Consider the following 23,653-nt stretch of genomic DNA (forward strand, 5'->3'; position numbering starts at 1 on the left):
TATGTTGCAAAAACCCAAGGTAGTTGTTATTTTAGGAGCGACAGCAACCGGAAAAAGCCATTGCGCTATTGAGATTGCCAAGCAGTTTCATGGCGAAATCATTTCCGGTGATTCAATGCTGGTTTATAAAAATATGAATATCGGTACTGCCAAGCCTACTGCCGAGGAGCTTGCTGCCGTACCGCATCATCTGGTGGATATTCTGCCTCCGGACGCATCCTTCAGCGTTGTGGATTTTAAGGAGCGTGCGTCTGCGCTGATTACGGAAATCAATGCGCGCGGACATCTGCCGATAATTGCCGGCGGTACAGGTTTGTACATCAAAGCGCTGCTCGAGGATTATGCCTTTAACAATGCGGATGAGGACAGCGAGCTGCGCCGCAGGCTAGAGGCCGAGGCACAGGAAAAGGGCGCGTTGGCGCTGCATGCGCGTCTGCAGGAGCTGGCGCCGCAGGAGGCGCAGCGCATTCACCCCAATAATGTGCGCCGCGTCATCCGTGCGTTGGAATCTGCTATGCAGGGCGAGGCTGTCAACCAGTACGGTGCGCAGGAAAGTCCTTATGATGCCGTAGTTATCGGTTTGGAGATGGAGCGTCAGGCGCTGTACGAGCGCATCAACAAGCGTGTTGACCTGATGCTGGAGGCCGGTCTGGAGCAGGAGGTGCGCAGTCTGCTGGAGCAGGGCGTAGCGCCCGAGTGTCAGTCGATGCAGAGCATCGGCTACAGACAGATGGTATGGTATCTTAACGGCAGTATGGATTACGCGGCTGCCGTAGACAAGCTGAAGCAGGCAACGCGTAACTTTGCCAAGCGGCAGATTACCTGGTATAAAAAAATGCCGTATATTCACTGGCTGCATCTGGACGATGAGCCTGATTATAAACAGGCAGTGGCAGAAATTTCCGAAATACTTGTAGAAAGTGGCATTTCGGTGTAAAATGTAAGTATAAAGAGGAGTGTAGGTTTTTAGGAATCTGTGCTTCCGGAGATAACGAATGAGTAGGAGGGGCTTTTAATGATTACTTCAGTAAAACCCGCAATGAATTTGCAAGACAGCTTTTTAAACCATGTTCGCAAGGAAAACCTGGGTGTTATCATCTATCTGATGAACGGTTTCCAAATCCGTGGCTTAGTAAGAGGTTTTGACAACTTTACTGTTATTATTGAAAACGAAGGCAAACAGCAGCTTGTTTACAAGCATGCTATTTCCACTATTTCTCCGGCAACTAATATTACTATTATGCAGCCTGAGAAAAAAGAATTTTAATAAAGTTATGATTATAGAGAAAAACGGCGCATAAGCGTTGTTTTTCTTTTTCTGAAAGAGATTGCATCCGGCAAAATTTGCAAACAGCGAATTTGCGGGATGGAGGCAGGTTTTTATGTTTGATTATCTGGCCTTGTTTCAGGAATATCTGACGGTAGAGCTGGGACTGGCAAAAAATACACAGCTGGCGTATATGCGTGATTTGCGTCTGCTGATGAAAAGCCTGCAGCTGAAGGCAGATGAAGAGCTGCTGCAGGTTTCGCGACAGCAGCTGATTGCCTATCTTGTGCGGTTGAAGCAGGAGGGCCGCGCTGCCTCGACGGTGGCACGCAAGCTGGCTTCGATTAAGGCGTTTTACCGTTTTCTTACGGCAGAGCGTTATATCCGACGCAATCCTGCCGAGGTGCTGGAGGCGGCGAGCAGAGGACTGCATCTGCCGAAGGTGCTGAGCGTTCAGGAGGTCGAAAGGCTTTTGGATGAGCCTAATTTGGGAACTTTGGACGGTTATCGCGACAAGACGATGCTGGAGCTGTTATATGCTACCGGTATGCGTGTGTCTGAGCTGGTAAATGTGCCGGTAAAGAATGTTGATATGAAGATGCAGTATGTCATTGTTATGGGCAAGGGCTCCAAGGAGCGTATGCTGCCGTTAGGCCGTACCGCACTGCATTATCTGGAGCATTATTTGTCTGTGATACGCCCGCAGCTTCTGCATGGCAAGCCTGATAAGGCTGCAGAACTTTTTGTAACCGGCTGGGGCGGACCGATGACAAGGGAGCGTTTTTACGAAATTATTGTGGCATACGGCAAGAGCGCAGGCATCAGCAAGCGCGTTACACCGCATATGCTGCGACATTCCTTTGCGACGCATCTTTTGAATAACGGTACCGACCTGCGCATAGTGCAGGAGCTTTTGGGACATGCAGATATTTCTACCACGCAGATATATACGCATCTTGATGTGGAGCGTTTGCGCGAGGTGTATGATAAAACGCACCCACGGGCTTAGAAAGGAGAACACCTATGACAAAAGCAAGCAAGAAAAAATCCTCCGGCAGTAAATATGCTGTGCTGATTTTAACAGCGGTTATTGCGATTGTTGCCATTGGCTGCGGACTTTTTTATGCCACCAGCAACAGCAAGAAGGATGTTTTGGACAAGAAAGGTGACGAGCCGCAGACGGTAAGTCTGCTGGATGAATCTATAGAAGCACAACGATTGTTGGATAATATTTTGCTGCAGAAAAATAATTGGCAGCTGATTGAAAACGATCACGGCAAAAAGGATGTTGAGGTTGAAGAATCCGGCGCTAAGGTGCAGATTAACCAGCGTGAACTGGCGGTGGGAATTCCATCCAGCACCAGTTTGACCGGTGCCGGTGATTGGCTGCAGACGAAGGTGGAGCAGGCCGGACTGGTTTATATCAGCGGCAAGCCTGCCAAATATAAAAAATGGGATGCCTATAAGGCAGAAATAGGTATTAAGGTTAAGGCCGGTGCAGGCAGCAAGAGCTTTGTAACGGATACTGTGGTTTTCTTCCATAACAGTAACCTGACTAAGCAGGATAAGGATGTTAAGGATTTACCGGAGCAAAAGGCAGAAGAGGAGCAGCAGGGGACCGTCAGGCAATTCAGAGGAAAAGTAGCCATCGTTATTGATGACTGCGGTTATGATATGGCGCCGGTGCGCAAGCTGCTGAATACTGGTCTGCCGTTCAGCTATGCGATATTGCCGTATAAGCAGTACAGCAGCGATGTTCTGGAGATGGTAAAGGCTAAAGGACGTGTGCCGATGCTGCATCTGCCGATGGAGCCTATTGACCGCAGTGCTATGAGCGAGGGCGCTGCTACTATTCGTACGGATTTGTCTGCGGCGGAGAAGCTGTCCTTGACGCGCAAAGCGCTTAACAGTCTGCCGGGAGTTATGGGTGTGAATAATCATCAGGGCTCGAAGGCGACTGCGGATAAGGATACTATGAGAGTTGTTTTGCAGGAGCTGCGGCGGCAGAAGCTGTTTTTTGTGGACAGCCGTACAAATTCTGCTTCGGTAGCACGCAATATGGCGCAGCAGCTGGGTGTTTCGACTGCCCGCAATGATATCTTTTTGGATAACAGCTCTGACGTGCAGGCGATTCGTCAGCAGATATATAAGGCTTTCGCTATGGCGGAAAAGAACGGCAGCGTTATTGCTATCTGCCACGCCAGACCGAATACTGCCAAATGCTGGGAGATGTATGCGGCGGAGTTTAAGCGGACGGGGATAACCTTTGTGCCGGTGACGGAGCTGCTGTATTAAATTTGTATTAGTATTGGGATTCGGCTTCTTTCATAACTGAAAGAAGCCGGCAAGAAAGGTTAATGGCAGTTGCTTTTCCAGTTGGAAAAGGCAAGAAAATTGGCTCTCCTTGGGGAGAGCTGTCGCCTAAAAGGCGACTGAGAGGGGATTGTTCGTGAATAGTGTTTTATACGGTAAAATGATACACCCCTCTCCGTCATCGCTACGCGATGCCACCTCTCCCCAAGGAGAGGCTCTTATGTGTACATATTATGTTTGCAAAACTCTAATTTACATAAACTGAATCGAGGTAAGAAAATGTCTAATTATGTAGAAGAAACAATCGGTAAATATGAAAAGTATATTAATCCCGCGCAGGCGAAGCTGTTCCGCTTCATGGGCCTGGCAAGCATTGAAGGCCATGCTGAGGGCTGGACTATTACCGACAGTGAAGGGCAGGAGTTTATTGACTGCCTGGGCGGCTATGGTATGTTTGCTTTAGGTCATCGTCATCCGAAGGTTGTCGAGGCTGTGGAAAAGGAGCTGCATGCTATGCCGATGTGCGGCAAGGTGCTGTTCAACCGTCCGATGGCTGATTTGGCGGAGGCACTGGCTGAGATTACTCCCGGTGAGCTGCAATACAGCTTTTTTGTCAACAGCGGTACCGAATCCGTTGAAGGCTGTCTGAAGGTAGCACGTCTGGCAACAAAACGCAAAAAGTTCGTTGCTGCGAAGAATGCTTTTCACGGTAAAACCTTTGGCAGCTTAACTGCTACCGGCCGTGATATGTATCGCGAGCCGTTTAAACCGCTGCTGGATGGCTTTACTCATGTAGAATACGGCGACGCCGCAGCTGTTGATGAAGCTGTTGATGAAGATACCGCTGCCGTTATTCTGGAGCCTGTTCAGGGCGAGGGCGGTATTATTGTTCCTCCTGCAGGCTACCTGCGCGAGGTGAAGGAAATCTGCGAGAAGAAGGGTGCTCTGCTGATTGCCGATGAGGTACAGACCGGTATCGGCCGTACCGGCGAATGGTTCGGCGTTAACCATGACGGCGTTACTCCCGACCTGATGGCCTGCGCTAAGGCTTTGGGCGGCGGCGTAATGCCCATAGGTGCGATTATCGGTACTCCGCGTGCCTGGGCCGGTCTGATTGAAGCACCGTTCCTGCACACCTCTACCTTTGGCGGCAACCAGCTGGCCTGTGCTGCCGGTGTAGCAGCCATCAAGACTATTAAGGAAGAGGATATGCTGCGTCGCGGACGTGAGGCAGGCGCTTATCTGAAGGCTGGTCTGGAGGCTATCGCTGCGGAATATCCTTCCGTTATCAAGGAAGTACGCGGTCGCGGTATGATGATCGGTATTGAGCTGACTAAAGAGGGCGCCGGCGGTATGCTGATGAGCCTGATGATTAACCAGCACATTATTGTTGCTTATACCTTGAACAATCCTAAGGTTATCCGTATGGAGCCGCCGCTGATTATGCCTAAAGAGGTTATCGACCATGTTCTGGAAGCTTTCAGAGGCGCAGTTAAGGAAACCGCAGATGTTATTGAAGATTTATAAGAGGAGATAAGATTATGCCTTATGTAGAGAGCAAAACCACCATCAAGGGCGATGGTGCAAAAATTTATGATATTATCAAGGATATGGCTGCTTACCCTAATTTTATGCATGACCTGGTAAGCGTAGAAATTCTGGAGCGCGGTGAGAATTACACTGTTTCTCATTGGGTAAGTAATGTTGACGGACGCAAAATTGTCTGGACCGAGCGCGATACCTTCTATCCTGAGGAGCTGAAGATTACCTACGCTCAGACCGAGGGTGATTTGAAGAGAATGGAAGGCTCCTGGCTGATTACACCGCAGGCTGACGGCTGCGAGGTAACTTTGGCAGTTGATTTTGAGTTCGGTATTCCGATGATTGCCGGCCTGCTGAATCCTATTCTTAAGAAAAAAGTTCGTGAAAACAGTGAAAATATGTTAAACTCTATCAAGGCCCAAATTGAAAAATAAGTAATTACTTGTTATAATAGATATGTTGAAAATGTATTCTATTAATGCCTGTACCTGTTTACAGTGCAGGTCTTTTATGAGGAGGAAATTACTTAGATGAAAACAGCGTTTTTAATGGCGTTAATGACAGCGCTGCTGATGCTCCTGGGCGACTTCTTAGGTGGTCTGCGCGGCATGACCGTAATGCTTTTTGTAGGCGTGGCAATGAACTTCTTTGCTTATTGGAACAGCGATAAGATGGTTCTGGCACACTACGATGCACAACAGGTTGACCGCAACAGTGCGCCGGAGCTGTACGGAATAGTAGAAAAGCTGGCTAAAAAAGCCAATATTCCTATGCCGAAGGTTTATATTATCAATAGTCCGGTGCCTAACGCTTTTGCTACCGGCAGAAATCCGGAGCATGCTGCCGTTGCGGTAAATACTGCGCTGGCAGATATGCTGACCAAGGAAGAGCTGGCCGGTGTTTTAGGCCATGAGCTGAGCCACGTTAAGCATCGTGATATTTTGGTAAGCACTATTGCCGCTTCTATGGCAGGTGCTATTTCCACGATTGCCCAATGGGGTATGTTCTTTGGCGGCGGCCGTGATGAGAATGGCGAAAGCCGTAATCCTATCGCTTCTATTCTGGTTATGATTTTGGCGCCTTTGGCAGCTATGCTGATTCAGATGGCAGTATCCCGTTCCCGCGAATATATGGCAGATAAATCCGGCGGTGAGCTTTGCGGCAATCCCAATGCTCTGGCTGATGCTCTGCTGAAGATTGAAGCCTATGCGGAGCGTCGCGTAATGCCCGGTGCTACCGAAGCAACTGCGCATATGTTTATTATCAACCCCTTTGCCGGTGTTGATGCCAAGCAGCTTTTCAGTACTCACCCCGCAACCGAGGAAAGAGTTCAGCTGCTGCGTGAGCAGGCAAGAAAAATGGGTATCCGTTAACAATTCAACTATACCTCTAAGTCACATCGGTGACTGGGTTAGTATAAAAAATTTAATTACACTTTAAGGAGAGATTTACAAATGGAACAAACACTCGTACTCGTAAAACCTGATGGAGTTAAGAAAAATCTGATCGGCGATATCATCGCTCGTTTCGAACACAAAGGCCTGCAAGTTGCAGCTCTGAAACTGGTTAAAGTTACCGAAGCTCAAGCTAAATTCCACTATGCTGAGCATGAAGGCAAACCCTTCTTCGGCGAACTGGTTGACTTCATTACCTCCGCTCCGCTGGTTTGCGCTGTAATCCGCGGCGAAAACGCTATCAAAGCTGTTCGTCAACTGAACGGTGCTACCAACCCGATCGAAGCAGTTCCCGGTTCTATCCGCGGCGACTTCGCTCTGAGCATCGGTGAAAACATTGTTCACGGTTCCGACAGCCCGGAAGCTGCTGAACGCGAAATCAACAACTTCTTCGCTCCGGAAGAAATTTACTAATTAACTTTAGCCTTTCGGCGGCCATGTGCTGACTGAGAGGGGTTACACTCTCACGGAAAGGATGGTGCAGAAATGAAGAAAGCTGCTGTTTATACCAGAACCGGTGATAAAGGAACTACCGGTTTGTACACCGGAGAACGTGTTCCCAAGCAAAGCCTGCGTGTAGAAGCCTATGGTACTGTGGATGAAATTTCCTCGGCATTAGGTTTGGCACGTGCTCAGGTTACGCGTGAGGATGTGCGTGAAACCATTTTCAATGTACAAAAGCTGCTCATGTCTGTGATGGCTGATATTGCCAGCCTCAACCTGCCCGAACCTTACATCAAAGAAGAACACGTTAAGCTGTTTGAAGATACAATAGACAAGTTTGATTCTCTGCTGCAGCCGCTGGGCCATTTCATTATCCCCGGCGATACTGTAGGCGCTGCCGCACTGGACATCGCACGCACTACTACCCGTCGTGCCGAGCGTTGCCTGCTGCGTCTGGCTGAAACCGAACCGGTTAACCCCAATGTTCTGGTTTGCCTGAACCGTTTGTCTGATTTGTGCTTTATCCTGGCGCGTGTAGAATGCGAAGTAAAATAAGCATCGCTGATTAAGGAATAGAAGCCTCTGCCTGTGGCCTTTGGCCGCAGACGGAGGCTTTTTGCTTGCATGCAATAAGTTGTCACACTATTCCCTGCCGCTAAGAAGAATACGTGTATACAATCGTGTGAAGTATTGTACACTATATATTGATGTGCTACAATACTATACATGGGCTTCGGGAAAAAGCCTTAAATTGTAAACGTGTTTTAATTTTTTACTGGGGGGAATTTTTTTATGTTGGAGATTTTGAATTCTATTGATGGCTTTATTTGGGGCCCGCCTTTGATGATGCTGCTTATGGGCACAGGCATTTTAATGAGCGTCCGTCTTGGTCTGCTTCAGGTTATGAAGCTGCCTAAAGCCTTGCAGCTGATTTTTACCGCCCGCAGCAAGGGCGAAGGTGATGTAAGCAGCTTTCAGGCTTTGTGCACTGCTTTGGCCGCAACTGTCGGCACCGGTAATATCGTTGGCGTAGCAACGGCAATTAAGCTCGGTGGTCCCGGTGCTTTGCTGTGGATGTGGCTGGCAGCTTTCTTCGGTATGGCAACCAAATATTCCGAAGGCGTGCTGGCTGTTAAGTATCGTACCTATGATGAAAACGGCAACGCTTCCGGCGGTCCGATGTACTACATTGAACAGGGCCTGGGCAAAAAATTCAAGCCCCTGGCTGTAATGTTCTCTATCTTCGGTGTTATGACTGCCTGCCTGGGCAGTGGTACGTTTACTCAGGTAAATGCCATTACCTCTATTGTTAATGTATCCTTCGGCGTTTCCGAATACGTTGTAGCAGCAATCCTGACTGTTCTCGTTGCTGTTGTTATTATCGGCGGTCTGCAATCCATTGCTAACGTAGCAAGCAAGATTGTTCCTTTCATGGCTGCTGTTTATGTTATCGCAACCGTTTCCGTGCTGGTATTTTATGCCGATGCTCTGCCGGCAGCAATTAAGCTGGTTATCGACGGTGCCTTCAACGGTACTGCGGCAGCAGGCGGTTTTGCCGGTGCCGGAATTATGCTGGCAATGCGCAGTGGTATCGCCCGCGGTATTTATTCCAACGAATCCGGTCTGGGCTCCGCTCCTATCGTAGCAGCTGCAGCGAAAACCAAATGGCCTGCAGAACAGGGCCTTGTTTCTATGACCGGTACCTTTATCGATACCATCATCATCTGCACCATGACCGGCCTGTCCATCATCGTCAGCGGTGCCTGGGCCGGTGACCTGAACGGTGCTGCTTTGACTGAGGCTGCTTTCGCTTCTGCTTTCCCGGCTGTTGCCAAGTATGTCCTGACCGGCGGCCTGGTACTCTTCGCTTTCACCACTATTATCGGCTGGAGCTATTACGGCGAGCGTTGCGCAGAATACCTCTTTGGCGTAAAATGCATCATGCCTTACCGTATCGGTTATATCATTCTGGTAGGCCTGGGTGTATTCCTGAAGCTGGAAATGATTTGGATTATTGCCGATATCGTTAACGGTCTGATGGCTATTCCTAACCTGATTGCTCTGCTGGGCCTGAGCGGTGTGGTTGTGGCAGAAACCAAGCTGTACTTCGAGCATTGGGAAAAGGTTCACAGCCGTCGCAAACAGCTTGCTGAGATTCGTGAAGATCTGGCAACTGAAAATAATTAATTAGTATTTACGAAAGCCATTGCGGAAATATGCAATGGCTTTTTTTCATTAAGTTTTTGTGTCATCTGTATTTTTATGTCTTTAGTGTGTTATAATATACATATCAAGATAATAGGAGAATAAAATGGTTTATGGTTTGTTAGCTTTGCTGGTGGTTCTGCTGGACCAGGCAACAAAGTATTATGTGGTAACACATTTTGCGTTAGGGGAGAGCGTACCGGTGATTAATAATGTATTTCACTGGACGTTTATACTGAATCGTGGTGCCGCCTTCGGCATGCTGGAGGGCAGCCGCTGGCTGTTCGTACTGATTGCGCTTGCGGTAATCGGCGGTGTCTGGTATATGCGCGAGGAGATTGCTAAAATCGGCGCGATGGCCTGCTGGGGAACAGCGCTTTTTGCCGGCGGTGCTTTGGGTAACCTGATTGACCGCACTACACGCGGTGTGGTAATCGACTTTTTTGATTTTCGTATCTGGCCGATATTTAATGTGGCCGATATAGCAATTTGTGTGGGAGTAGGTTTGATTATATGGAGCATATTGAAAACGGAGCTGCTGAGCAGCAACGATTGATTATAACTGAACAGGAGGCCGGCCAGCGTGCCGATGTAGGCCTGGCGGCAATGCTGGAGCTTACACGCTCTAATATGCAGAAGCTGCTGGAGGAGGGCCGTGCGGTGCGCGGCAGCAAGGTGCTGAAATCCAACTACAAGTTGCGTCTGGGTGACGAAATTGATGTTACTCTGCCTGAGCCGCAGCCTCTGGATGTACAGCCGGAAAATATTCCTTTGGATATTATTTATGAGGATGAGGATGTTGTTGTTGTCAACAAAGCGCGCGGTATGGTAGTCCACCCGGCAGCCGGCAATTTAAACGGAACGCTGGTCAATGCGCTTTTGTATCACTGCAAAAACTTATCCGGTATCAACGGTGTTATCCGCCCGGGTATCGTGCACCGTCTGGATAAGGATACCAGCGGTATTATGATTTGTGCTAAGAATGATGCGGCGCATCTTTCCCTGTCGCAGCAGATACAGGCCAAAACCGCTCAGCGTACCTATCTTGCTGTAGTACGCGGCAACATCAAGACAGACAGCGGCGTGATTGAAACGCTTATCGCCCGCGATAAAAACGACCGCAAGAAAATGGCGGTTGTCAAAGAAGGCGGACGTGATGCTGTTACCGAATACGAGGTACTGGAGCGCTTTGGCAAATATACTATTGTGCGTTGTCGCCTGCGTACAGGACGCACGCACCAGATTCGCGTGCATATGGAGTATCTGGGCTATCCTTTGGTAGGCGACCCGAAATATTCTCCGATGAAAACTCCCTTCAGCATTCAGGGACAGGCTCTGCATTCGCAGACACTGGAATTCACCCACCCGCGTACGGGAGAACGCTTGAGCTTTGAAGCTCCGTTGCCGGAGGATATGCATAAGATTGTTACCCGCCTGCGCCTGGGACAGTTTAATTAGCAGAGTTCTGCCTTAGGGCAGTCTTGATAGCAGGTTAAAAAGCCTGAATAAAAATAAGAGGTGAGCCAAATGAGCAATTTTGTTAAAAAGAATGTTATTATGGATGCAGAGGCTATGCGCCGTGCGATTGTCCGTATTTCTCATGAAATTATCGAAAGAAATAAAGGCGTAGACAATGTTGTTATTGTCGGTATCCGTACCCGCGGTGTACCTATTGCGGAACGTCTGGCAGCAGCAATTAAAGATATAGAGAATGTTGAGCTGCCGGTAGGAATGCTGGATATCACTCTTTATCGTGATGACCTGTCTACCTTGGCTTATAATCCGATTGTTCACGGTACAGAAATCGATCTGGACCTGAACGGCAAAACCATTATTCTGGTTGACGATGTGCTTTACACCGGCCGTACTATCCGTGCTGCTCTTGATGCGGTTATGGATATGGGCCGTCCGAAGGCTATTCAGCTGGCAGTACTTATTGATCGCGGACATCGCGAGCTGCCGATTCGTGCGGATTTTGCCGGCAAAAACGTTCCTACCTCCCACAAGGAAGCTATCAATGTATACCTGGTAGAGGAAGACGGCATTGATGAAGTAGCAATCGGTGATATCGAAGAATAATCAACAGTAGCTTGTTAATGGAACAGGAGGAGATTCTATGCAGCAGGCTGAAATGTTGCGCAATGAGGCTTTGGGCGCAACGCTGGTAAAAAAACTGAAGCTGCGTGGCTTTGATGCTTATTACTGTGCTGATAAGCAGACAGCGCTCGAGCAGGCATTGGCGCTGATTCCGCAGGAGGATGTTGTTTCCTGGGGCGGTTCTGTAACGATTGATGAAATAGGCCTTTTGAGCGCAGTAAAGGAGCGCAATAAGGTTATCGACAGAGCTGCGGCAGCAACTCCGGAAGAAAAAACAGAATTGATGCGTCAGGCGCTTTTATGTGATACATATTTAATGAGCAGCAATGCCATCAGCAGTGATGGTCAGCTGGTAAATATCGATGGTAACGGCAACCGTTGCGCCGCTTTGATTTACGGACCGAAGCAGGTGCTTGTTGTTGCCGGTCTGAATAAAGTTACAGGCTCCTTGGAGGCTGCCATGGACAGAGCGCGCAATGTAGCTGCGCCGATAAATGCCAAAAGGTTTGCCAGACTGCAGACACCTTGTTATAAAGCCGGCCTTTGCGGTGACTGCCTTTCCGCGGACTGCATCTGCTCGCAGATTGTTATAACGCGTACCAGTCGTAATAAGGGACGCATTAAAGTCATTTTAGTTGGTGAAAGTTTAGGATTCTGATTTTAGGGGAGTTGTTTAGCGTTGGTGTTAGCAGCTCCCTTTTGCTTAAGAAAGCAGGTGAAAAAATGGCTCGTACTATTATTCTGTTGTTGGATTCCTTCGGTATCGGTTATGCCCATGATGCCGAAGCTTACGGTGATAAGGGTGCAGATACCTTGGGCCATATCTGCGATTGGCTGGCGAAAAATCCGCGTCACGCAGGCGAAGCGCCGAAGCCGCTGCATTTGCCGCATCTGGCCGAGCACGGACTGCAGGCTGCTGCAGAGCTGAGCCGCGGCGAAGCGTTGCCGGCAGGCTTGGGCGCCGAGCATACAATCGGTGCTTATACCTATGCGCAGGAGGCAAGCCGCGGTAAGGATACACTGAGCGGACATTGGGAAATCAGCGGTGTGCCGGTTAAATTTGACTGGGGCTATTTCCCGGATGTGCCGAAATGCTTTCCGCAGAAGCTGGTGGATGCAATTATCAGCCAAGGCAATTTGCCTGGCGTGCTGGGCGAATGTCATGCCAGCGGTACCGAAATCATCAAGGAGATGGGCGAGGAGCATGTAAGAAGCGGCAAGCCGATTATTTATACCTCCGCCGACAGCGTGCTGCAGATAGCAGCGCACGAGGAAGCCTTTGGCCTGGAGCGCTTGTATGATTTGTGCAAGCTGGCTTTTAAGCTGGTGCAGCCGTATAATATTGCCCGGGTAATAGCGCGTCCGTTCGTCGGCATCTGTGCTGCGGATTTTACCCGCACAACCAACCGTCACGATTACGCAGTACCGGCACCGCAGCCGACATTGCTTGATAAAATGGTTGCAGCCGGCGGCAGCGTTTACGCCGTAGGCAAGATTGCTGATATTTTTGCGCATCGCGGTATTACAAAACATTATGCGGCAGGCGGCCTGGATAAGCTGATAGATGCAACGAAGCAGGCTGTGAGCGATGCTCCGGATAATACCATTGTCTTTACTAATTTTGTTGACTTTGATTCCTCCTACGGACATCGCCGTGACATTCAGGGCTATGGTGAGGCACTGGAATATTTCGACAGCAGACTGCCGGAAATTACCGCTCTGCTGCATCCGGACGATTTGCTGCTGATGACGGCAGATCACGGCAATGACCCAAGCTGGAGCGGCACGGACCATACGCGCGAAAAAATTCCCGTACTCTTTTCGGGAGCAGGCATTGAATGCAAGCAGCTTAAGCCTATGCAGACCTTTGCCGATATAGGACAGACGATTGCCGATTATATGAAAATAGAACCAACCCTTACCGGAACTAAAGCGGACTTGTTTTGAAAGAGGTGGACAATATGAGCAAACATTACGCAGCACCTGAGGAGATTTTATACCATGTAGGTTTTTCGGCACAGCAGCTGCAGGGCGCAACTGTTGCCGTGCTTCCCGGTGACCCCGGACGTGTAGAGCCTTTAGCGAAGGCCTTGGGCAGTGATGCAAGCTTTATTGCCAGCCATCGCGAATACACCAGCTGGCTGACTAAAATCAGCGATACTCCGGTACTTGTCTGCTCTACGGGTATGGGCGGTCCTTCCGTAGCAATTTGTCTGGAAGAGCTGGCGCGTATGGGCATCAAAAAGCTCATACGCTTCGGTACGACGGGAACAATTCAGGAAAAGGTTAATCTCGGTGATATTATTATTGATAAGGCTGCCGTTCGCCTTGACGGCACCTCGCAGCATTATGCGCCGTTGGAGTTCCCGGCTGTTGCCAGCTTTGAGGTGACAACAGCACTGGTACTGGCAGCCAAGAACGCCGGTGCTCCCTATCATTTGGGCATTGCAGCATCCAGCGACACCTTTTGGCCGGGACAGGAGCGTTACGACAGCTTCACCGGCTATGTACTGCGCCGCTTCCGCGGGACGATGCAGGAATGGCAGGCGCTGGGCGTGCTGAACTATGAAATGGAAACATCCGCTTTGTTCGTGACCTCGCAGGCGTTAGGCTTAGAGGCTGGTGCTGTCTGCGGCGTGGTAGTTAAGCGCACGCAAAGCGAAAGCGTGGCGCCGCCCGACGTTTATCAGCGTGCCTTCGGCTATATGGTGCAGGTGACACGCGGAGCTGTTGAGCTGCTGCTGGCAGCGGATGCCGATTAATTGGCAGGTGATACTTATGAAAAAATTTAAATGGCTGCTGCAGGTCTGCTTTTTGGCAGTATTTGCGTTCTTGTTTACAGCCTTGGTGCCGCAGACGGCGCGGGCCGATTTTGCGGAGCGTCCTGTGGGCTTTGTGGTAATCGACCAGGACGGCGGTGTGGATGGTGCTGTTTATAAAGAATGGCGCCAGATGGTCAAGCTGGCCTATCATTTCCCATATTATCAGATTATAGATGGCGGCGAGGCGCAGAAGCTGGTGAGCCAGGCTGTGCGTGATGGTGTGAAGCTGGATGCTGCTTCTCTGTCCGCTTTGGCGGAAAAGAGCAAAACGGATGTGCTGGTTGTCGCACGCATCTATGAAATGGATGAGAGTCTTGTCAGCGGCTGGGGATTCCGCTTTGATCACGATACCTATGTGCGTGTTGTAGCGGATGCCGACCTTTTTGTATATAAAAAGGATGGCAATAAGCTGCTGAAGAAACGCGTGCGTGAAAGTGGTCTGCGCGAAATGGCCAATTATGACAAGCCGGCGGAAACAATAAAATGGCAGCTTTCTAAGCTGGTAAACACGATGGAAAATAAGCCTATTATTGGTAGCTGACATCATGAGTTAAGTTGTTGGCTTGTTCACCTTAGTTTAAGGCGACAGGTTGTAAAATAATACTATAGGCAGGATTTCATAGCTGCCTGATGAAAAAAATTGAGGTGAAAAAATGCATATTTTAGTCACAGGCGGAGCTGGTTACATCGGCTCGCATACTGTCATTGAACTGCTTAAAGCTGGCCATAGTGTTGTAGTAGTAGATAATCTTGTTAATTCCAGCAGGCTGGCACTGCAGCGTGTAGAAAAAATCACCGGTCAGCAAATCCCTTTTTATGAAACGGATATCAGGGATCGTGCCGGCCTGCAACAGGTTTTTGCTGAGCATAGCTTTGACTGCTGTATTCATTTCGCCGGTTTGAAAGCAGTAGGCGAATCGGTACAGAAGCCCTTGGAGTATTATGAGAATAATATTTCCGGTACCTTGGTACTGCTGGACGTAATGCGTAAGGCAGGCTGCAAGAATATTATTTTCAGCTCTTCGGCTACTGTTTACGGCAATCCTGCTGTAGTGCCTATTCCGGAAACCTGTCCTAAAGGGCAGTGCACTAATCCCTATGGCCAGACCAAGTCGATGCTGGAGCAAATTCTTTGTGACCTGTATGTGGCTGATCATGAATGGAATGTGGTACTGTTGCGTTACTTTAACCCTATCGGTGCGCACAGCTCCGGTCTGATTGGTGAAAATCCTAATGGCATTCCCAATAACCTGATGCCGTATATTACGCAGGTTGCTGTGGGCAAGCTGGAGAAACTGCATGTTTTTGGCAATGATTATCCCACTCCGGACGGTACCGGCGTGCGTGACTTTATTCATGTAGTGGATTTGGCCAAAGGTCATGTGAAAGCTTTGCAGGCAATAGATGACAAATGCGGCGTAGAGGTGTATAATCTTGGTACAGGTATTGGCTATTCAGTGCTGGATTTAGTCAAAGCATTTGAAAAGGCTACCGGAATTAAGATACCTTATGTAATTGACCAACGTCGTGCAGGTGATATTGCTACCTGCTATTCTGATCCGTCAAAGGCGTGGGAAAAGCTGGGCTGGAAGGCAGAGCTGGGCATTGAGGACATGTGCCGTGATTCCTGGAACTGGCAGAAGAACAACCCTAATGGCTTTGAAGCATAAGGTTAAAAGAAAAAATAGTAGAAAAAGAGGAAAAGTATTTATGTGTGGTATTGTTGGATTTTGTGGAAATAAGCAGGCAGCGCCTATTCTGTTAGATGGTCTGTCTAAGCTGGAATATCGTGGTTACGATTCTGCCGGTCTGGCAGTGCGCGATGGCAGTGCACAGGTGCAGATTGTTAAGGCTAAAGGCCGCCTGAAGGAGCTTTACGCCAAAACTAATGGCGGTCAAAGCCTTATCGGTACCTGTGGTATCGGTCATACCAGATGGGCAACCCATGGTGAGCCTTCTGAAACTAATGCGCATCCGCATGCCAGTGCAGATGGCAATGTAGTTGCTGTTCACAATGGTATTATCGAAAACTATCAGGAGCTGAAGGAAAAGCTGCTGCATAACGGTTACACCTTCTATTCTCAGACTGATACCGAGGTTGCCGTTAAGCTGATTGACTACTACTATAAAAAATACGAGCATACTCCGACTGATGCTTTGAGCCATGCTATGATCCGTATGCGCGGTTCCTATGCTCTGGCAGTAATGTTCAAGGAATATCCTGGTGAGATTTATGTTGCCCGCAAGGACAGCCCGATGATTATCGGCGTGCAGGACGGCGAATGCTATGTTGCCAGCGATGTTCCTGCTATTTTGAAATATACCCGCCAGGTTTATTATATCGGCAATTTGGAGATGGCACGTTTGGCTAACGGCGAAGTTACCTTCTACAATGTTGACGAGGAAGTAATCGAAAAACCGTTGACCGAAATTAAATGGGATGCTGAAGCTGCTGAAAAAGCAGGCTTTGAGCATTTCATGATGAAGGAAATCCACGAGCAGCCTAAGGCAGTACGCGATACTTTGAATTCCGTACTGGTTGACGGCAAGCTGGATATGAGCGCTGTCGGCCTCAGCGACGAGGATATCAAAAAGATTGACCAGATCTGCATCGTTGCCTGCGGCAGTGCTTATCATGTAGGCGTAGCAGCGCAGTACGTAATTGAGGACTTGGCACAGATTCCGGTTCGTACCGAGCTGGCTTCCGAGTTCAGATACCGCAAGCCTCTGCTGAGCAAGAACGAGCTGGTTATCATTGTCAGTCAGTCCGGTGAGACTGCCGACAGTCTGGCAGCTTTGCGTCTGGCTAAAGAAAAGGGCATCAAAACTCTTGGCATTGTCAACGTAGTAGGCAGCTCTATTGCCCGCGAAGCAGATAATGTTTTCTATACTCTGGCAGGCCCGGAAATTGCTGTTGCAACTACTAAGGCTTACAGCACTCAGCTGATTGCTGCTTACTGCCTGGCAATTCAGTTTGCTATTGTCCGCGGTACTATTGACGAAGCAAAATATCTGGAGCTGATTCAGGAAATGGCACAGCTGCCGGATAAAATTCAAAAAATTATTGAGGATAAGGAACGCATCCAATGGTTTGCCGCTAAGCAGGTCAACGCTAAGGATATCTTCTTTATCGGCCGTGGTCTGGATTACGCTGTCAGCCTGGAGGGTAGCCTGAAGATGAAGGAAATTTCCTACATTCACAGTGAGGCTTATGCTGCCGGCGAATTGAAGCATGGTACTATCAGCCTGATTGAGGACGGTACTCTTGTTATCGGTGTGCTTACTCAAAGCGAGCTTTACGAAAAGACTGTCAGCAACATGGTAGAGTGCCGCAGCCGTGGCGCTTATCTGATGGGCCTGACTACCTATGGTAACTATAACATTGAGGATACTGCTGATTTCACAGTGTATATTCCTAAGACCGACGAGCATTTCATGACCAGCCTGGCAGTTATTCCGCTGCAGCTTATGGGTTATTATGTGAGTGTTTCTAAGGGCCTTGACGTTGATAAGCCGAGAAATCTGGCTAAGAGCGTTACCGTAGAGTAAGAGCGGGTATAACGCACTATAAAAAAACCACAGCTTACATTTTATGTAGGCTGTGGTAATTTTTTTTGTTGTTAATAATGAGCGGCGTTTTTATCAATCAGTGTAAAGCCTGCCTTGGTAAGCTTTGCACGGATTTCGTTGATTTGTTCTGCATCACGGGTTTCCAGTTCTAAGCGCAGGAAGCAACCTGTGATATCCATATCGGCATCACTGCGGTTGTGCTGTACGCCTACAACGTTAGCGCCACAGCTGCTTACGATTTCGCTCACTTCACGCAGCTGGCCGGGACGATCCTGCAAAGCGATAACGAGGTCTGCCCTTCTGCCGCTGGTAACCTGACCGCGGGTGATTACGCGCGAAAGAATATTAACGTCGATGTTACCGCCGGATACAACGCAAACGGTTTTCTTGCCCTTAATCGGCAGCTTGTCGAACAGCGCTGCTGCTACCGGAGTTGCGCCTGCACCTTCGGCAATCAGCTTCTGTTTTTCAATCAGGGTTAAAATTGCAGTTGCGATCTCATCTTCGCTGACGGTAACGATATCGTCAACATATTTGCTGATGAGCTCGTAGGTGTTTTCGCCCGGAGTTTTTACGGCAATGCCGTCGGCAAAGGTGCTGACGTGCTCCAGTGTTTCGTATTTATGGTCATGGAAGGCTTTGAACATGCTGGCTGCGCCTGCTGCCTGCACGCCGTAAACCTTAACCTCCGGACGCAGGCTTTTGATAGCGAAGGCTACGCCGCTGATAAGGCCGCCGCCGCCGATCGGTACGATTACTGCTTCAACATCCGGCAGCTGGTCCAAAATTTCCAGACCGATGCTGCCCTGGCCGGCAATAACAAGCTCGTCGTCATACGGATGGATAAAGGTCATGCCTGTTTCCTCCTGCAACTGTACGGCGCGGTCATGCGCTTCGTCATAGGCACCGGGAACAAGCTCTACTTGTGCGCCAAGGCGCTTGGTGTTCTCTACTTTCATAATCGGTGCGCCGTCCGGCATGCAGATGACGCTTTTGATGCCCATGCTAGTTGCAGCAAGTGCTACGCCCTGTGCGTGGTTGCCGGCGCTGCAGGCGATAACGCCTTTGCTTGCTTCTTCAGGTGTGAGCTGGCTGATTTTGTAGTAGGCACCGCGTACTTTGAAGCTGCCTGTTACCTGCAGGTTTTCTGTTTTCAGATACAAGTTGTTGCCTTCGCTTAAATGCGGAGCAGCTATTAAATCTGTTTTACGTGCTACGCTTTTAAGGATGAAGGCTGCATGATAAATTTTGTCTAATGAGAGCATTTGGTTACCTTCTTTTCTTTCCCTTAATTATTATAGTATAAAATACTACATCAAGTATAAATTGATTGACGCATTGCGTCAAGTGATTATGTACATTTCCTGCCGTGATAGTGTATAATAATATAATGAATAATTTTCAAAGGAGTGCATACAATGCAGTGGATAGAAGTTAATGTAGCGGTAACGCATGAAGCAGTTGAGGCCGTAGCGGATATGCTGACGAGCATCGGTTCTAAGGGAGTTGCGATTGAGGATCCGCAGCTGATTAATGATTTGCGCAACAGCGGTACCTGGGAGTTGTGCGATATTCCGGAGCAGGAGAATACCGAGGTTGTTACTGTCAGCGCTTATTATGCTGATGATGAGAAGCTGGAAAAACGCCTGGCGGAGATTGACGAGCAGCTGGCGCTGATTGAGGAGCGCATCGGCAAATACCGTTTCGGCAATACTCGCTTCCGCAAGGTGAGCGAGCAGGATTGGGCTAACGAATGGAAGCAGTATTTCCATGTTACTCATGTGGGCAAGAGCCTTGTTATTAAGCCGAGCTGGGAGGAGTATGCTCCTAAGGAAGGCGAGCATGTTATTGAAATCGATCCTGGTATGGCCTTCGGTACAGGCACGCATCACACTACCAATATGATGATGGAGCGTCTGGAGAAGGTTATTACGCCTGATTCTACCGTGTTTGACGTTGGCACCGGCAGCGGTATTCTGGCGATTGCTGCAGCGATGTTGGGCGCTAAGTCTGTTAAGGCTGTTGATATTGACGCTGTGGCAGTGCGCGTGGCGAAGGAGAATGTTGCGGATAACGGTCTGAGCGAGCAGATTGAGGTGCGCGAGGGCGATTTGCTGCATGGTACCGAGGGCAAGGCTGATGTTATTATCGCTAATATTATTGCTGATATTGTTATTATGCTGCTGCAGGATATTCCGCAGAAGCTGAATGACAACGGTGTGCTTTTGGCGAGCGGTATTATTGAGGAGCGTATGCCGGATGTGGAGGCTGCTGCGCAGGAGCAGGGCCTTTATGTTGACGCGGTTGACCATCGCGGCGGCTGGGTTGTTATGCAAATGAAGAAGAAGTAAGAAGTTTTGCGTCGCAATTGACAGTGTCACAACCCTTCCGTCTGCTCGCAAAGCTCGCAGCCACCTTCCCTTTCAGGGAAGATATAATGGTATAGTGCAATTTTAACATTCGTTTCTTGCGAGCTTTATATGCTCCCTGAAAGGGAGCTGGCATCGCCGTAGGCGATGACTGAGGGTTGTTTCATTTTGCAATTAACATGTCATTTGCTTTAAGCCATCCTTCTTGCCTGCCCCTTGGAGAGGTGCTGAGCTTGTCGAGGCGGAGAGGGGTATCAATTTTTATAGAAAGGAAACCTATATGCATCGTTTTTTTGTACCGCAATTATATAACGAAACAATGACTATTGAGGGCGTGGATGCGCGTCATATCAGTAAGGTGCTGCGCATGCAGCCTGGTGCGCAGCTGCAGATTGTGAGTGACGACGGCGTGAGCGCGCTGGCGGAGATTACAGCGATTGACAGCGAGTGCGTGACTGTGCATTGCCTAGAGAAGCTGGCGGAAAGCCATGAGCCGGCGGTGCGCCTGATTTTGGCGCAGGGCCTGGCGAAGGGCGAGAAGATGGAGTTCATCATCCAGAAGGCTGTGGAGATGGGAGCTTACAGCGTGGTGCCTGTGGCTATGGAGCATTCCGTGGTGCGCCTTGACGGTGCGAAGGCTGCCAAGAAGGTGGAGCGCTGGCAGAAGATTGCCGAATCCGCGGCGAAGCAGAGCAAGCGTGATATTATTCCCGAGGTGCAGCCTGTGCAGACGATGGCACAGATGCTGGCGTCGAATGACTGCGCAACGAAGATTATCGCTTACGAGTGCGAGGATAAAAAGAGCCTGAAGGCGGCGCTGAAGGAGGCGCAGGCCAAGGGCGCGCTGACTGATTTGCTGCTGATTATCGGTCCCGAGGGCGGCATCAGCGAAGCGGAGCTGGAAACGGCACGTGCCGCAGGTGCTGTGCCTGTGTCGCTGGGCAGACGCATTCTGCGTGCGGAAACGGCGGGACTTGTTGCTATTTCAGCGATTTTTTATGAAACCGGAGATTTAGGAGATTAAACATAGATGAGAAAAATTGCATTTTATACGCTGGGCTGTAAGGTTAACCAAGCCGATACTGCCAGCATGGAGGGGATTTTCCGTGCGTCTGGCTATGAGGTTGTGCCTTTCGGTGAACCGGCAGACGTTTATTTAGTTAATACCTGCGTTGTTACCAATACCGGTCAGCGCAAATCGCGCCAGATTATCAACCGCGCTGTGCGTCACAATCCGCTGTCCTTGGTGGTTGTTACAGGCTGTTATCCGCAGACTGCGCCGGAGGAGGTGCGTGCTATCGAGGGTGTTGATGTAATCATCGGCAATCAGGAGCGCGGCCGCATTGTGGAGCTGGTTGAGGAGGCGCTGGAGCACAAGCGCACGGAGATTTTGGACAATGTGCAGCAGATGACTGTAGATACTAAGTTCGAAGAGCTGGGCGTTGGCACGGAAACCGATAAAACCCGCGCCTTCCTCAAAATTCAGGAGGGCTGCAACCAGTATTGCACCTACTGCATTATCCCGTTTGCGCGCGGTCCGCTGCGCAGCCGTAGCCTGGAAAGCATCCGTGAGGAGGTTGGCAAGCTGGTTGCCGCAGGCTACAAGGAGGTTGTGCTCATCGGCATTCACCTTGGCTGCTACGGCAAGGAGCTGGCGAAGGAAGGCAAGCACGTTACGTTGTATGATGCGGTAAAGGCAGCGCTGAGCGTTGAGGGCGTGCAGCGTGTGCGCCTCGGATCGCTGGAATCCGTGGAGGTGGAGCCGCGCCTGCTGCAGCTGATGGCAGAGGAACCACGCCTGCAGCGTCACCTGCATCTGCCGTTGCAAAGCGGCTGCGACAAGATTTTGCGCGCTATGCACCGTCCCTACGATACAAAACGCTTTACAGAGCTGGTGAACGAAATTCGTGCGCAGGTGCCTGATGTGGCCATTACTACGGACGTTATCGTGGGCTTCCCCGGCGAAACCGAGGAGGACTTTGCGACTACGCTGGAATTTGCCAAGCAATGCGGCTTTGCCAAAATGCACATCTTCCCTTATTCCAAGCGCAAGGGTACGCCTGCTGCCGAAATGAAGGAGCAGGTGGATGAGGCAGTAAAGAGCGAGCGTGCGGCGCGTCTGGCGAAGGTGGACGAGGAGCTGCATCAGCGAATGCTGCAGAGCACTGTCGGCAAGGTGGAAGAGGTGCTGTTTGAGCAGTCTGTGGACGATGAGCATATGGAGGGCCTGTGCGGACCGTATCTGCGTGTTGTCGTTCCGGGAACCAAGGAGCTGGCGAACACCATTGCCAAGGTAAAAATTACCGGCATCAAAGAGGATTTTTTGCTGGGCGAATTGAATTAATTTGTGAAAAAATTATTTCTTTAGCAGGATAAAAGAAATAAATACAGAATATAACTAGATACGATAAATGAGAGGAGGGACATGAAATGGCTGAGGATTGTATTTTTTGCAAAATCATTAAGGGCGATATCCCTTCTACCAAAGTGTACGAAGATGATAAAATGATTGCTATCAATGACGTTGCTCCGGCTGCTCCGGTTCATGTGCTGCTGATGCCTAAGGACCACACAGCTAACATCACTACTGCGGACCCCGAGCTGGTTGCATACATGCTGGGCAAGGTTAAAATGATCGCTGAAAAGACCGGAATTGCCGAAAAAGGCTTCCGCGTTGTTATCAACACCGGCGATGAAGGCGGTCAGACAGTAAAACATTTACACATTCACGTAATTGGCGGCAAAGCTTTGGGTTGGCCCCCGTGCTAAACCTTGACAATGCTTGTCTTTTCTTGTATAATTAATCAGTAAGTGTTTTTAGCTGGCAACAGCTGAAAACTTAATTTGCATATACACTTCCCTAAGTGTGTGGAGGGAGGGAGAACAGATGGCAGAAATTAAAGTTGGCAAGAATGAAACTTTAGACAGCGCACTGCGCAGATTTAAAAGAGCAACCCAAAAGGCAGGCATTCTTTCTGAGGTAAGAAAACGCGAGCACTATGAAAAGCCGAGCGTTGCACGTAAGAAAAAATCCGAAGCAGCCAGAAAACGTAAAACCAGATAATTGGAGGCGGGCTGTATGTCTATAAAAGACCAATTGACTGCTGATATGAAGCAGGCCATGAAGGACAGAGAAGCAGGTAAGCTGCGTTTGTCTGTTATCCGCATGGTGCGTGCTAATATTAAAAATGTTGAAATCAATGACAAAAAGGAACTTACAGATGATGAGGTTCTGGCTGTCTTGATGAAAGAGGTCAAAATGCGTCAGGATTCTGTTGAGGAATTCCAAAAAGCAGGTCGTGACGAATTGGTTGCCCAAGCTAAGGAAGAAATTGCTATACTGAAAAAATATCTTCCGGAAGCTCTCAGCGATGACGAGCTGAAGGCTATCGTGGCAGAAGTTATTGCTGCTGTTGGTGCTACAAGTCCCAAGGATATGGGCAAGGTAATGCCGGCAGTTATGGCAAAAACCAAAGGCCGTGCAGATGGCAAACGTATTAACGTTATGGTTCGTGAATTGCTCAAATAACAACTGATAACCGTGCTAAGAGAAATCTTGGCGCGGTTATT

Annotated in this window: 26 protein-coding genes; 25 read left to right on the forward strand and 1 reads right to left on the reverse strand. The window is 49.3% G+C overall.

Annotated elements, in window-relative coordinates; all coding sequences use genetic code 11:
* Window position 1 precedes the first annotated feature (1 nt).
* From miaA to glmS, 19 genes are all read left to right on the forward strand, one after another.
* Window positions 2–937, forward strand: coding sequence for a tRNA (adenosine(37)-N6)-dimethylallyltransferase MiaA (miaA, locus tag KAH19_RS07320; protein ID WP_210684038.1), 936 nt, complete (start codon window positions 2–4; stop codon window positions 935–937).
* A gap of 78 nt (window positions 938–1,015) precedes the next feature.
* Window positions 1,016–1,267: an RNA chaperone Hfq gene (hfq, locus tag KAH19_RS07325; RefSeq protein WP_210684039.1), complete on the forward strand. Its 252-nt coding sequence runs from the start codon at window positions 1,016–1,018 to the stop codon at window positions 1,265–1,267.
* A gap of 115 nt (window positions 1,268–1,382) precedes the next feature.
* Window positions 1,383–2,276, forward strand: coding sequence for a site-specific tyrosine recombinase XerD (gene xerD / locus KAH19_RS07330; protein WP_210684040.1), 894 nt, complete (start codon window positions 1,383–1,385; stop codon window positions 2,274–2,276).
* A gap of 14 nt (window positions 2,277–2,290) precedes the next feature.
* A complete protein-coding gene (locus KAH19_RS07335) occupies window positions 2,291–3,562 on the forward strand; it encodes a divergent polysaccharide deacetylase family protein (protein ID WP_210684041.1) in 1,272 nt (423 codons plus the stop codon).
* A 297-nt stretch (window positions 3,563–3,859) separates the two neighbouring features.
* Complete coding sequence (locus KAH19_RS07340; RefSeq protein WP_210684042.1) at window positions 3,860–5,107, forward strand: aspartate aminotransferase family protein; 1,248 nt, start codon at window positions 3,860–3,862, stop codon at window positions 5,105–5,107.
* Window positions 5,108–5,121: 14 nt separating this feature from the next.
* Window positions 5,122–5,556 carry a type II toxin-antitoxin system RatA family toxin gene (locus KAH19_RS07345; protein WP_210684043.1) on the forward strand — a complete coding sequence of 145 codons (435 nt, stop codon included), beginning with the start codon at window positions 5,122–5,124 and terminating at the stop codon, window positions 5,554–5,556.
* A gap of 96 nt (window positions 5,557–5,652) precedes the next feature.
* Complete coding sequence (gene htpX, locus KAH19_RS07350) at window positions 5,653–6,495, forward strand: zinc metalloprotease HtpX (protein ID WP_210684044.1); 843 nt, start codon at window positions 5,653–5,655, stop codon at window positions 6,493–6,495.
* 81 nt (window positions 6,496–6,576) lie between these two features.
* On the forward strand, window positions 6,577–6,990 hold the full coding sequence (gene ndk, locus KAH19_RS07355) for a nucleoside-diphosphate kinase (protein WP_009145907.1): 414 nt from the start codon (window positions 6,577–6,579) through the stop codon (window positions 6,988–6,990).
* 72 nt (window positions 6,991–7,062) lie between these two features.
* Window positions 7,063–7,575, forward strand: a complete 513-nt coding sequence (locus KAH19_RS07360) for a cob(I)yrinic acid a,c-diamide adenosyltransferase (protein WP_210684045.1) — start codon at window positions 7,063–7,065, stop codon at window positions 7,573–7,575.
* A gap of 237 nt (window positions 7,576–7,812) precedes the next feature.
* Window positions 7,813–9,207 carry a sodium:alanine symporter family protein gene (locus tag KAH19_RS07365; protein WP_210684046.1) on the forward strand — a complete coding sequence of 465 codons (1,395 nt, stop codon included), beginning with the start codon at window positions 7,813–7,815 and terminating at the stop codon, window positions 9,205–9,207.
* A 124-nt stretch (window positions 9,208–9,331) separates the two neighbouring features.
* Entirely contained in the window at window positions 9,332–9,781 is a 450-nt protein-coding gene (gene lspA / locus KAH19_RS07370; RefSeq protein ID WP_210684047.1) for a signal peptidase II, read from the forward strand.
* Window positions 9,739–10,683, forward strand: a complete 945-nt coding sequence (locus tag KAH19_RS07375) for an RluA family pseudouridine synthase (protein WP_009145903.1) — start codon at window positions 9,739–9,741, stop codon at window positions 10,681–10,683. Before lspA ends, KAH19_RS07375 begins: the two co-directional genes overlap by 43 nt.
* A gap of 69 nt (window positions 10,684–10,752) precedes the next feature.
* A complete protein-coding gene (gene pyrR, locus KAH19_RS07380; RefSeq protein ID WP_210684048.1) occupies window positions 10,753–11,304 on the forward strand; it encodes a bifunctional pyr operon transcriptional regulator/uracil phosphoribosyltransferase PyrR in 552 nt (183 codons plus the stop codon).
* 37 nt (window positions 11,305–11,341) lie between these two features.
* On the forward strand, window positions 11,342–11,980 hold the full coding sequence (locus KAH19_RS07385; protein ID WP_210684049.1) for a lactate utilization protein: 639 nt from the start codon (window positions 11,342–11,344) through the stop codon (window positions 11,978–11,980).
* 65 nt (window positions 11,981–12,045) lie between these two features.
* Window positions 12,046–13,269 (forward strand): phosphopentomutase, encoded by a 1,224-nt coding sequence (locus KAH19_RS07390; protein WP_210684050.1) that lies wholly within the window; start codon window positions 12,046–12,048, stop codon window positions 13,267–13,269.
* 14 nt (window positions 13,270–13,283) lie between these two features.
* Window positions 13,284–14,084 (forward strand): uridine phosphorylase, encoded by an 801-nt coding sequence (gene udp, locus KAH19_RS07395; protein ID WP_246869332.1) that lies wholly within the window; start codon window positions 13,284–13,286, stop codon window positions 14,082–14,084.
* Between the two features lie 16 nt (window positions 14,085–14,100).
* Window positions 14,101–14,685: a hypothetical protein gene (locus tag KAH19_RS07400; protein WP_210684052.1), complete on the forward strand. Its 585-nt coding sequence runs from the start codon at window positions 14,101–14,103 to the stop codon at window positions 14,683–14,685.
* Between the two features lie 112 nt (window positions 14,686–14,797).
* Window positions 14,798–15,814, forward strand: coding sequence for a UDP-glucose 4-epimerase GalE (galE, locus tag KAH19_RS07405; protein ID WP_210684053.1), 1,017 nt, complete (start codon window positions 14,798–14,800; stop codon window positions 15,812–15,814).
* A gap of 40 nt (window positions 15,815–15,854) precedes the next feature.
* The gene (gene glmS, locus KAH19_RS07410; RefSeq protein ID WP_210684054.1) at window positions 15,855–17,693 is read left to right on the forward strand and encodes a glutamine--fructose-6-phosphate transaminase (isomerizing); all 1,839 of its coding nucleotides are present in this window, start codon (window positions 15,855–15,857) and stop codon (window positions 17,691–17,693) included.
* Window positions 17,694–17,764: 71 nt separating this feature from the next.
* On the opposite strand, the gene ilvA is transcribed toward glmS, so the two are convergent.
* Complete coding sequence (gene ilvA, locus KAH19_RS07415; protein WP_210684055.1) at window positions 17,765–18,979, reverse strand: threonine ammonia-lyase; 1,215 nt, start codon at window positions 18,977–18,979, stop codon at window positions 17,765–17,767.
* Between the two features lie 153 nt (window positions 18,980–19,132).
* On the opposite strand from ilvA, the gene prmA reads away from it, so the two are divergent.
* From prmA to KAH19_RS07445, 6 genes are all read left to right on the forward strand, one after another.
* Window positions 19,133–20,065: a 50S ribosomal protein L11 methyltransferase gene (prmA, locus tag KAH19_RS07420; protein ID WP_210684056.1), complete on the forward strand. Its 933-nt coding sequence runs from the start codon at window positions 19,133–19,135 to the stop codon at window positions 20,063–20,065.
* 298 nt (window positions 20,066–20,363) lie between these two features.
* Entirely contained in the window at window positions 20,364–21,107 is a 744-nt protein-coding gene (locus KAH19_RS07425) for a 16S rRNA (uracil(1498)-N(3))-methyltransferase (RefSeq protein ID WP_210684057.1), read from the forward strand.
* Window positions 21,108–21,113: 6 nt separating this feature from the next.
* Window positions 21,114–22,427 (forward strand): tRNA (N(6)-L-threonylcarbamoyladenosine(37)-C(2))-methylthiotransferase MtaB, encoded by a 1,314-nt coding sequence (gene mtaB, locus KAH19_RS07430; RefSeq protein ID WP_210684058.1) that lies wholly within the window; start codon window positions 21,114–21,116, stop codon window positions 22,425–22,427.
* Between the two features lie 86 nt (window positions 22,428–22,513).
* Window positions 22,514–22,852 (forward strand): histidine triad nucleotide-binding protein, encoded by a 339-nt coding sequence (locus KAH19_RS07435; protein WP_009145890.1) that lies wholly within the window; start codon window positions 22,514–22,516, stop codon window positions 22,850–22,852.
* Window positions 22,853–22,970: 118 nt separating this feature from the next.
* A complete protein-coding gene (rpsU, locus tag KAH19_RS07440; protein WP_021720854.1) occupies window positions 22,971–23,147 on the forward strand; it encodes a 30S ribosomal protein S21 in 177 nt (58 codons plus the stop codon).
* Between the two features lie 15 nt (window positions 23,148–23,162).
* Window positions 23,163–23,612, forward strand: a complete 450-nt coding sequence (locus KAH19_RS07445) for a GatB/YqeY domain-containing protein (protein ID WP_009145888.1) — start codon at window positions 23,163–23,165, stop codon at window positions 23,610–23,612.
* Window positions 23,613–23,653: the final 41 nt, after the last annotated feature.

Origin of the sequence: Phascolarctobacterium sp. Marseille-Q4147, from assembly GCF_017968825.1 — a bacterium.
Taxonomy (GTDB): domain Bacteria; phylum Bacillota; class Negativicutes; order Acidaminococcales; family Acidaminococcaceae; genus Phascolarctobacterium_A.

Coding starts and splice junctions, on each gene's coding strand:
- miaA (WP_210684038.1), top strand. CDS start 2: ATGTTGCAAAAACCCAAGGTAGTTGTTATTTTAGGAGCGACAGCAACC.
- hfq (WP_210684039.1), top strand. CDS start 1,016: ATGATTACTTCAGTAAAACCCGCAATGAATTTGCAAGACAGCTTTTTA.
- xerD (WP_210684040.1), top strand. CDS start 1,383: ATGTTTGATTATCTGGCCTTGTTTCAGGAATATCTGACGGTAGAGCTG.
- KAH19_RS07335 (WP_210684041.1), top strand. CDS start 2,291: ATGACAAAAGCAAGCAAGAAAAAATCCTCCGGCAGTAAATATGCTGTG.
- KAH19_RS07340 (WP_210684042.1), top strand. CDS start 3,860: ATGTCTAATTATGTAGAAGAAACAATCGGTAAATATGAAAAGTATATT.
- KAH19_RS07345 (WP_210684043.1), top strand. CDS start 5,122: ATGCCTTATGTAGAGAGCAAAACCACCATCAAGGGCGATGGTGCAAAA.
- htpX (WP_210684044.1), top strand. CDS start 5,653: ATGAAAACAGCGTTTTTAATGGCGTTAATGACAGCGCTGCTGATGCTC.
- ndk (WP_009145907.1), top strand. CDS start 6,577: ATGGAACAAACACTCGTACTCGTAAAACCTGATGGAGTTAAGAAAAAT.
- KAH19_RS07360 (WP_210684045.1), top strand. CDS start 7,063: ATGAAGAAAGCTGCTGTTTATACCAGAACCGGTGATAAAGGAACTACC.
- KAH19_RS07365 (WP_210684046.1), top strand. CDS start 7,813: ATGTTGGAGATTTTGAATTCTATTGATGGCTTTATTTGGGGCCCGCCT.
- lspA (WP_210684047.1), top strand. CDS start 9,332: ATGGTTTATGGTTTGTTAGCTTTGCTGGTGGTTCTGCTGGACCAGGCA.
- KAH19_RS07375 (WP_009145903.1), top strand. CDS start 9,739: ATGGAGCATATTGAAAACGGAGCTGCTGAGCAGCAACGATTGATTATA.
- pyrR (WP_210684048.1), top strand. CDS start 10,753: ATGAGCAATTTTGTTAAAAAGAATGTTATTATGGATGCAGAGGCTATG.
- KAH19_RS07385 (WP_210684049.1), top strand. CDS start 11,342: ATGCAGCAGGCTGAAATGTTGCGCAATGAGGCTTTGGGCGCAACGCTG.
- KAH19_RS07390 (WP_210684050.1), top strand. CDS start 12,046: ATGGCTCGTACTATTATTCTGTTGTTGGATTCCTTCGGTATCGGTTAT.
- udp (WP_246869332.1), top strand. CDS start 13,284: ATGAGCAAACATTACGCAGCACCTGAGGAGATTTTATACCATGTAGGT.
- KAH19_RS07400 (WP_210684052.1), top strand. CDS start 14,101: ATGAAAAAATTTAAATGGCTGCTGCAGGTCTGCTTTTTGGCAGTATTT.
- galE (WP_210684053.1), top strand. CDS start 14,798: ATGCATATTTTAGTCACAGGCGGAGCTGGTTACATCGGCTCGCATACT.
- glmS (WP_210684054.1), top strand. CDS start 15,855: ATGTGTGGTATTGTTGGATTTTGTGGAAATAAGCAGGCAGCGCCTATT.
- ilvA (WP_210684055.1), bottom strand. CDS start 18,979: ATGCTCTCATTAGACAAAATTTATCATGCAGCCTTCATCCTTAAAAGC.
- prmA (WP_210684056.1), top strand. CDS start 19,133: ATGCAGTGGATAGAAGTTAATGTAGCGGTAACGCATGAAGCAGTTGAG.
- KAH19_RS07425 (WP_210684057.1), top strand. CDS start 20,364: ATGCATCGTTTTTTTGTACCGCAATTATATAACGAAACAATGACTATT.
- mtaB (WP_210684058.1), top strand. CDS start 21,114: ATGAGAAAAATTGCATTTTATACGCTGGGCTGTAAGGTTAACCAAGCC.
- KAH19_RS07435 (WP_009145890.1), top strand. CDS start 22,514: ATGGCTGAGGATTGTATTTTTTGCAAAATCATTAAGGGCGATATCCCT.
- rpsU (WP_021720854.1), top strand. CDS start 22,971: ATGGCAGAAATTAAAGTTGGCAAGAATGAAACTTTAGACAGCGCACTG.
- KAH19_RS07445 (WP_009145888.1), top strand. CDS start 23,163: ATGTCTATAAAAGACCAATTGACTGCTGATATGAAGCAGGCCATGAAG.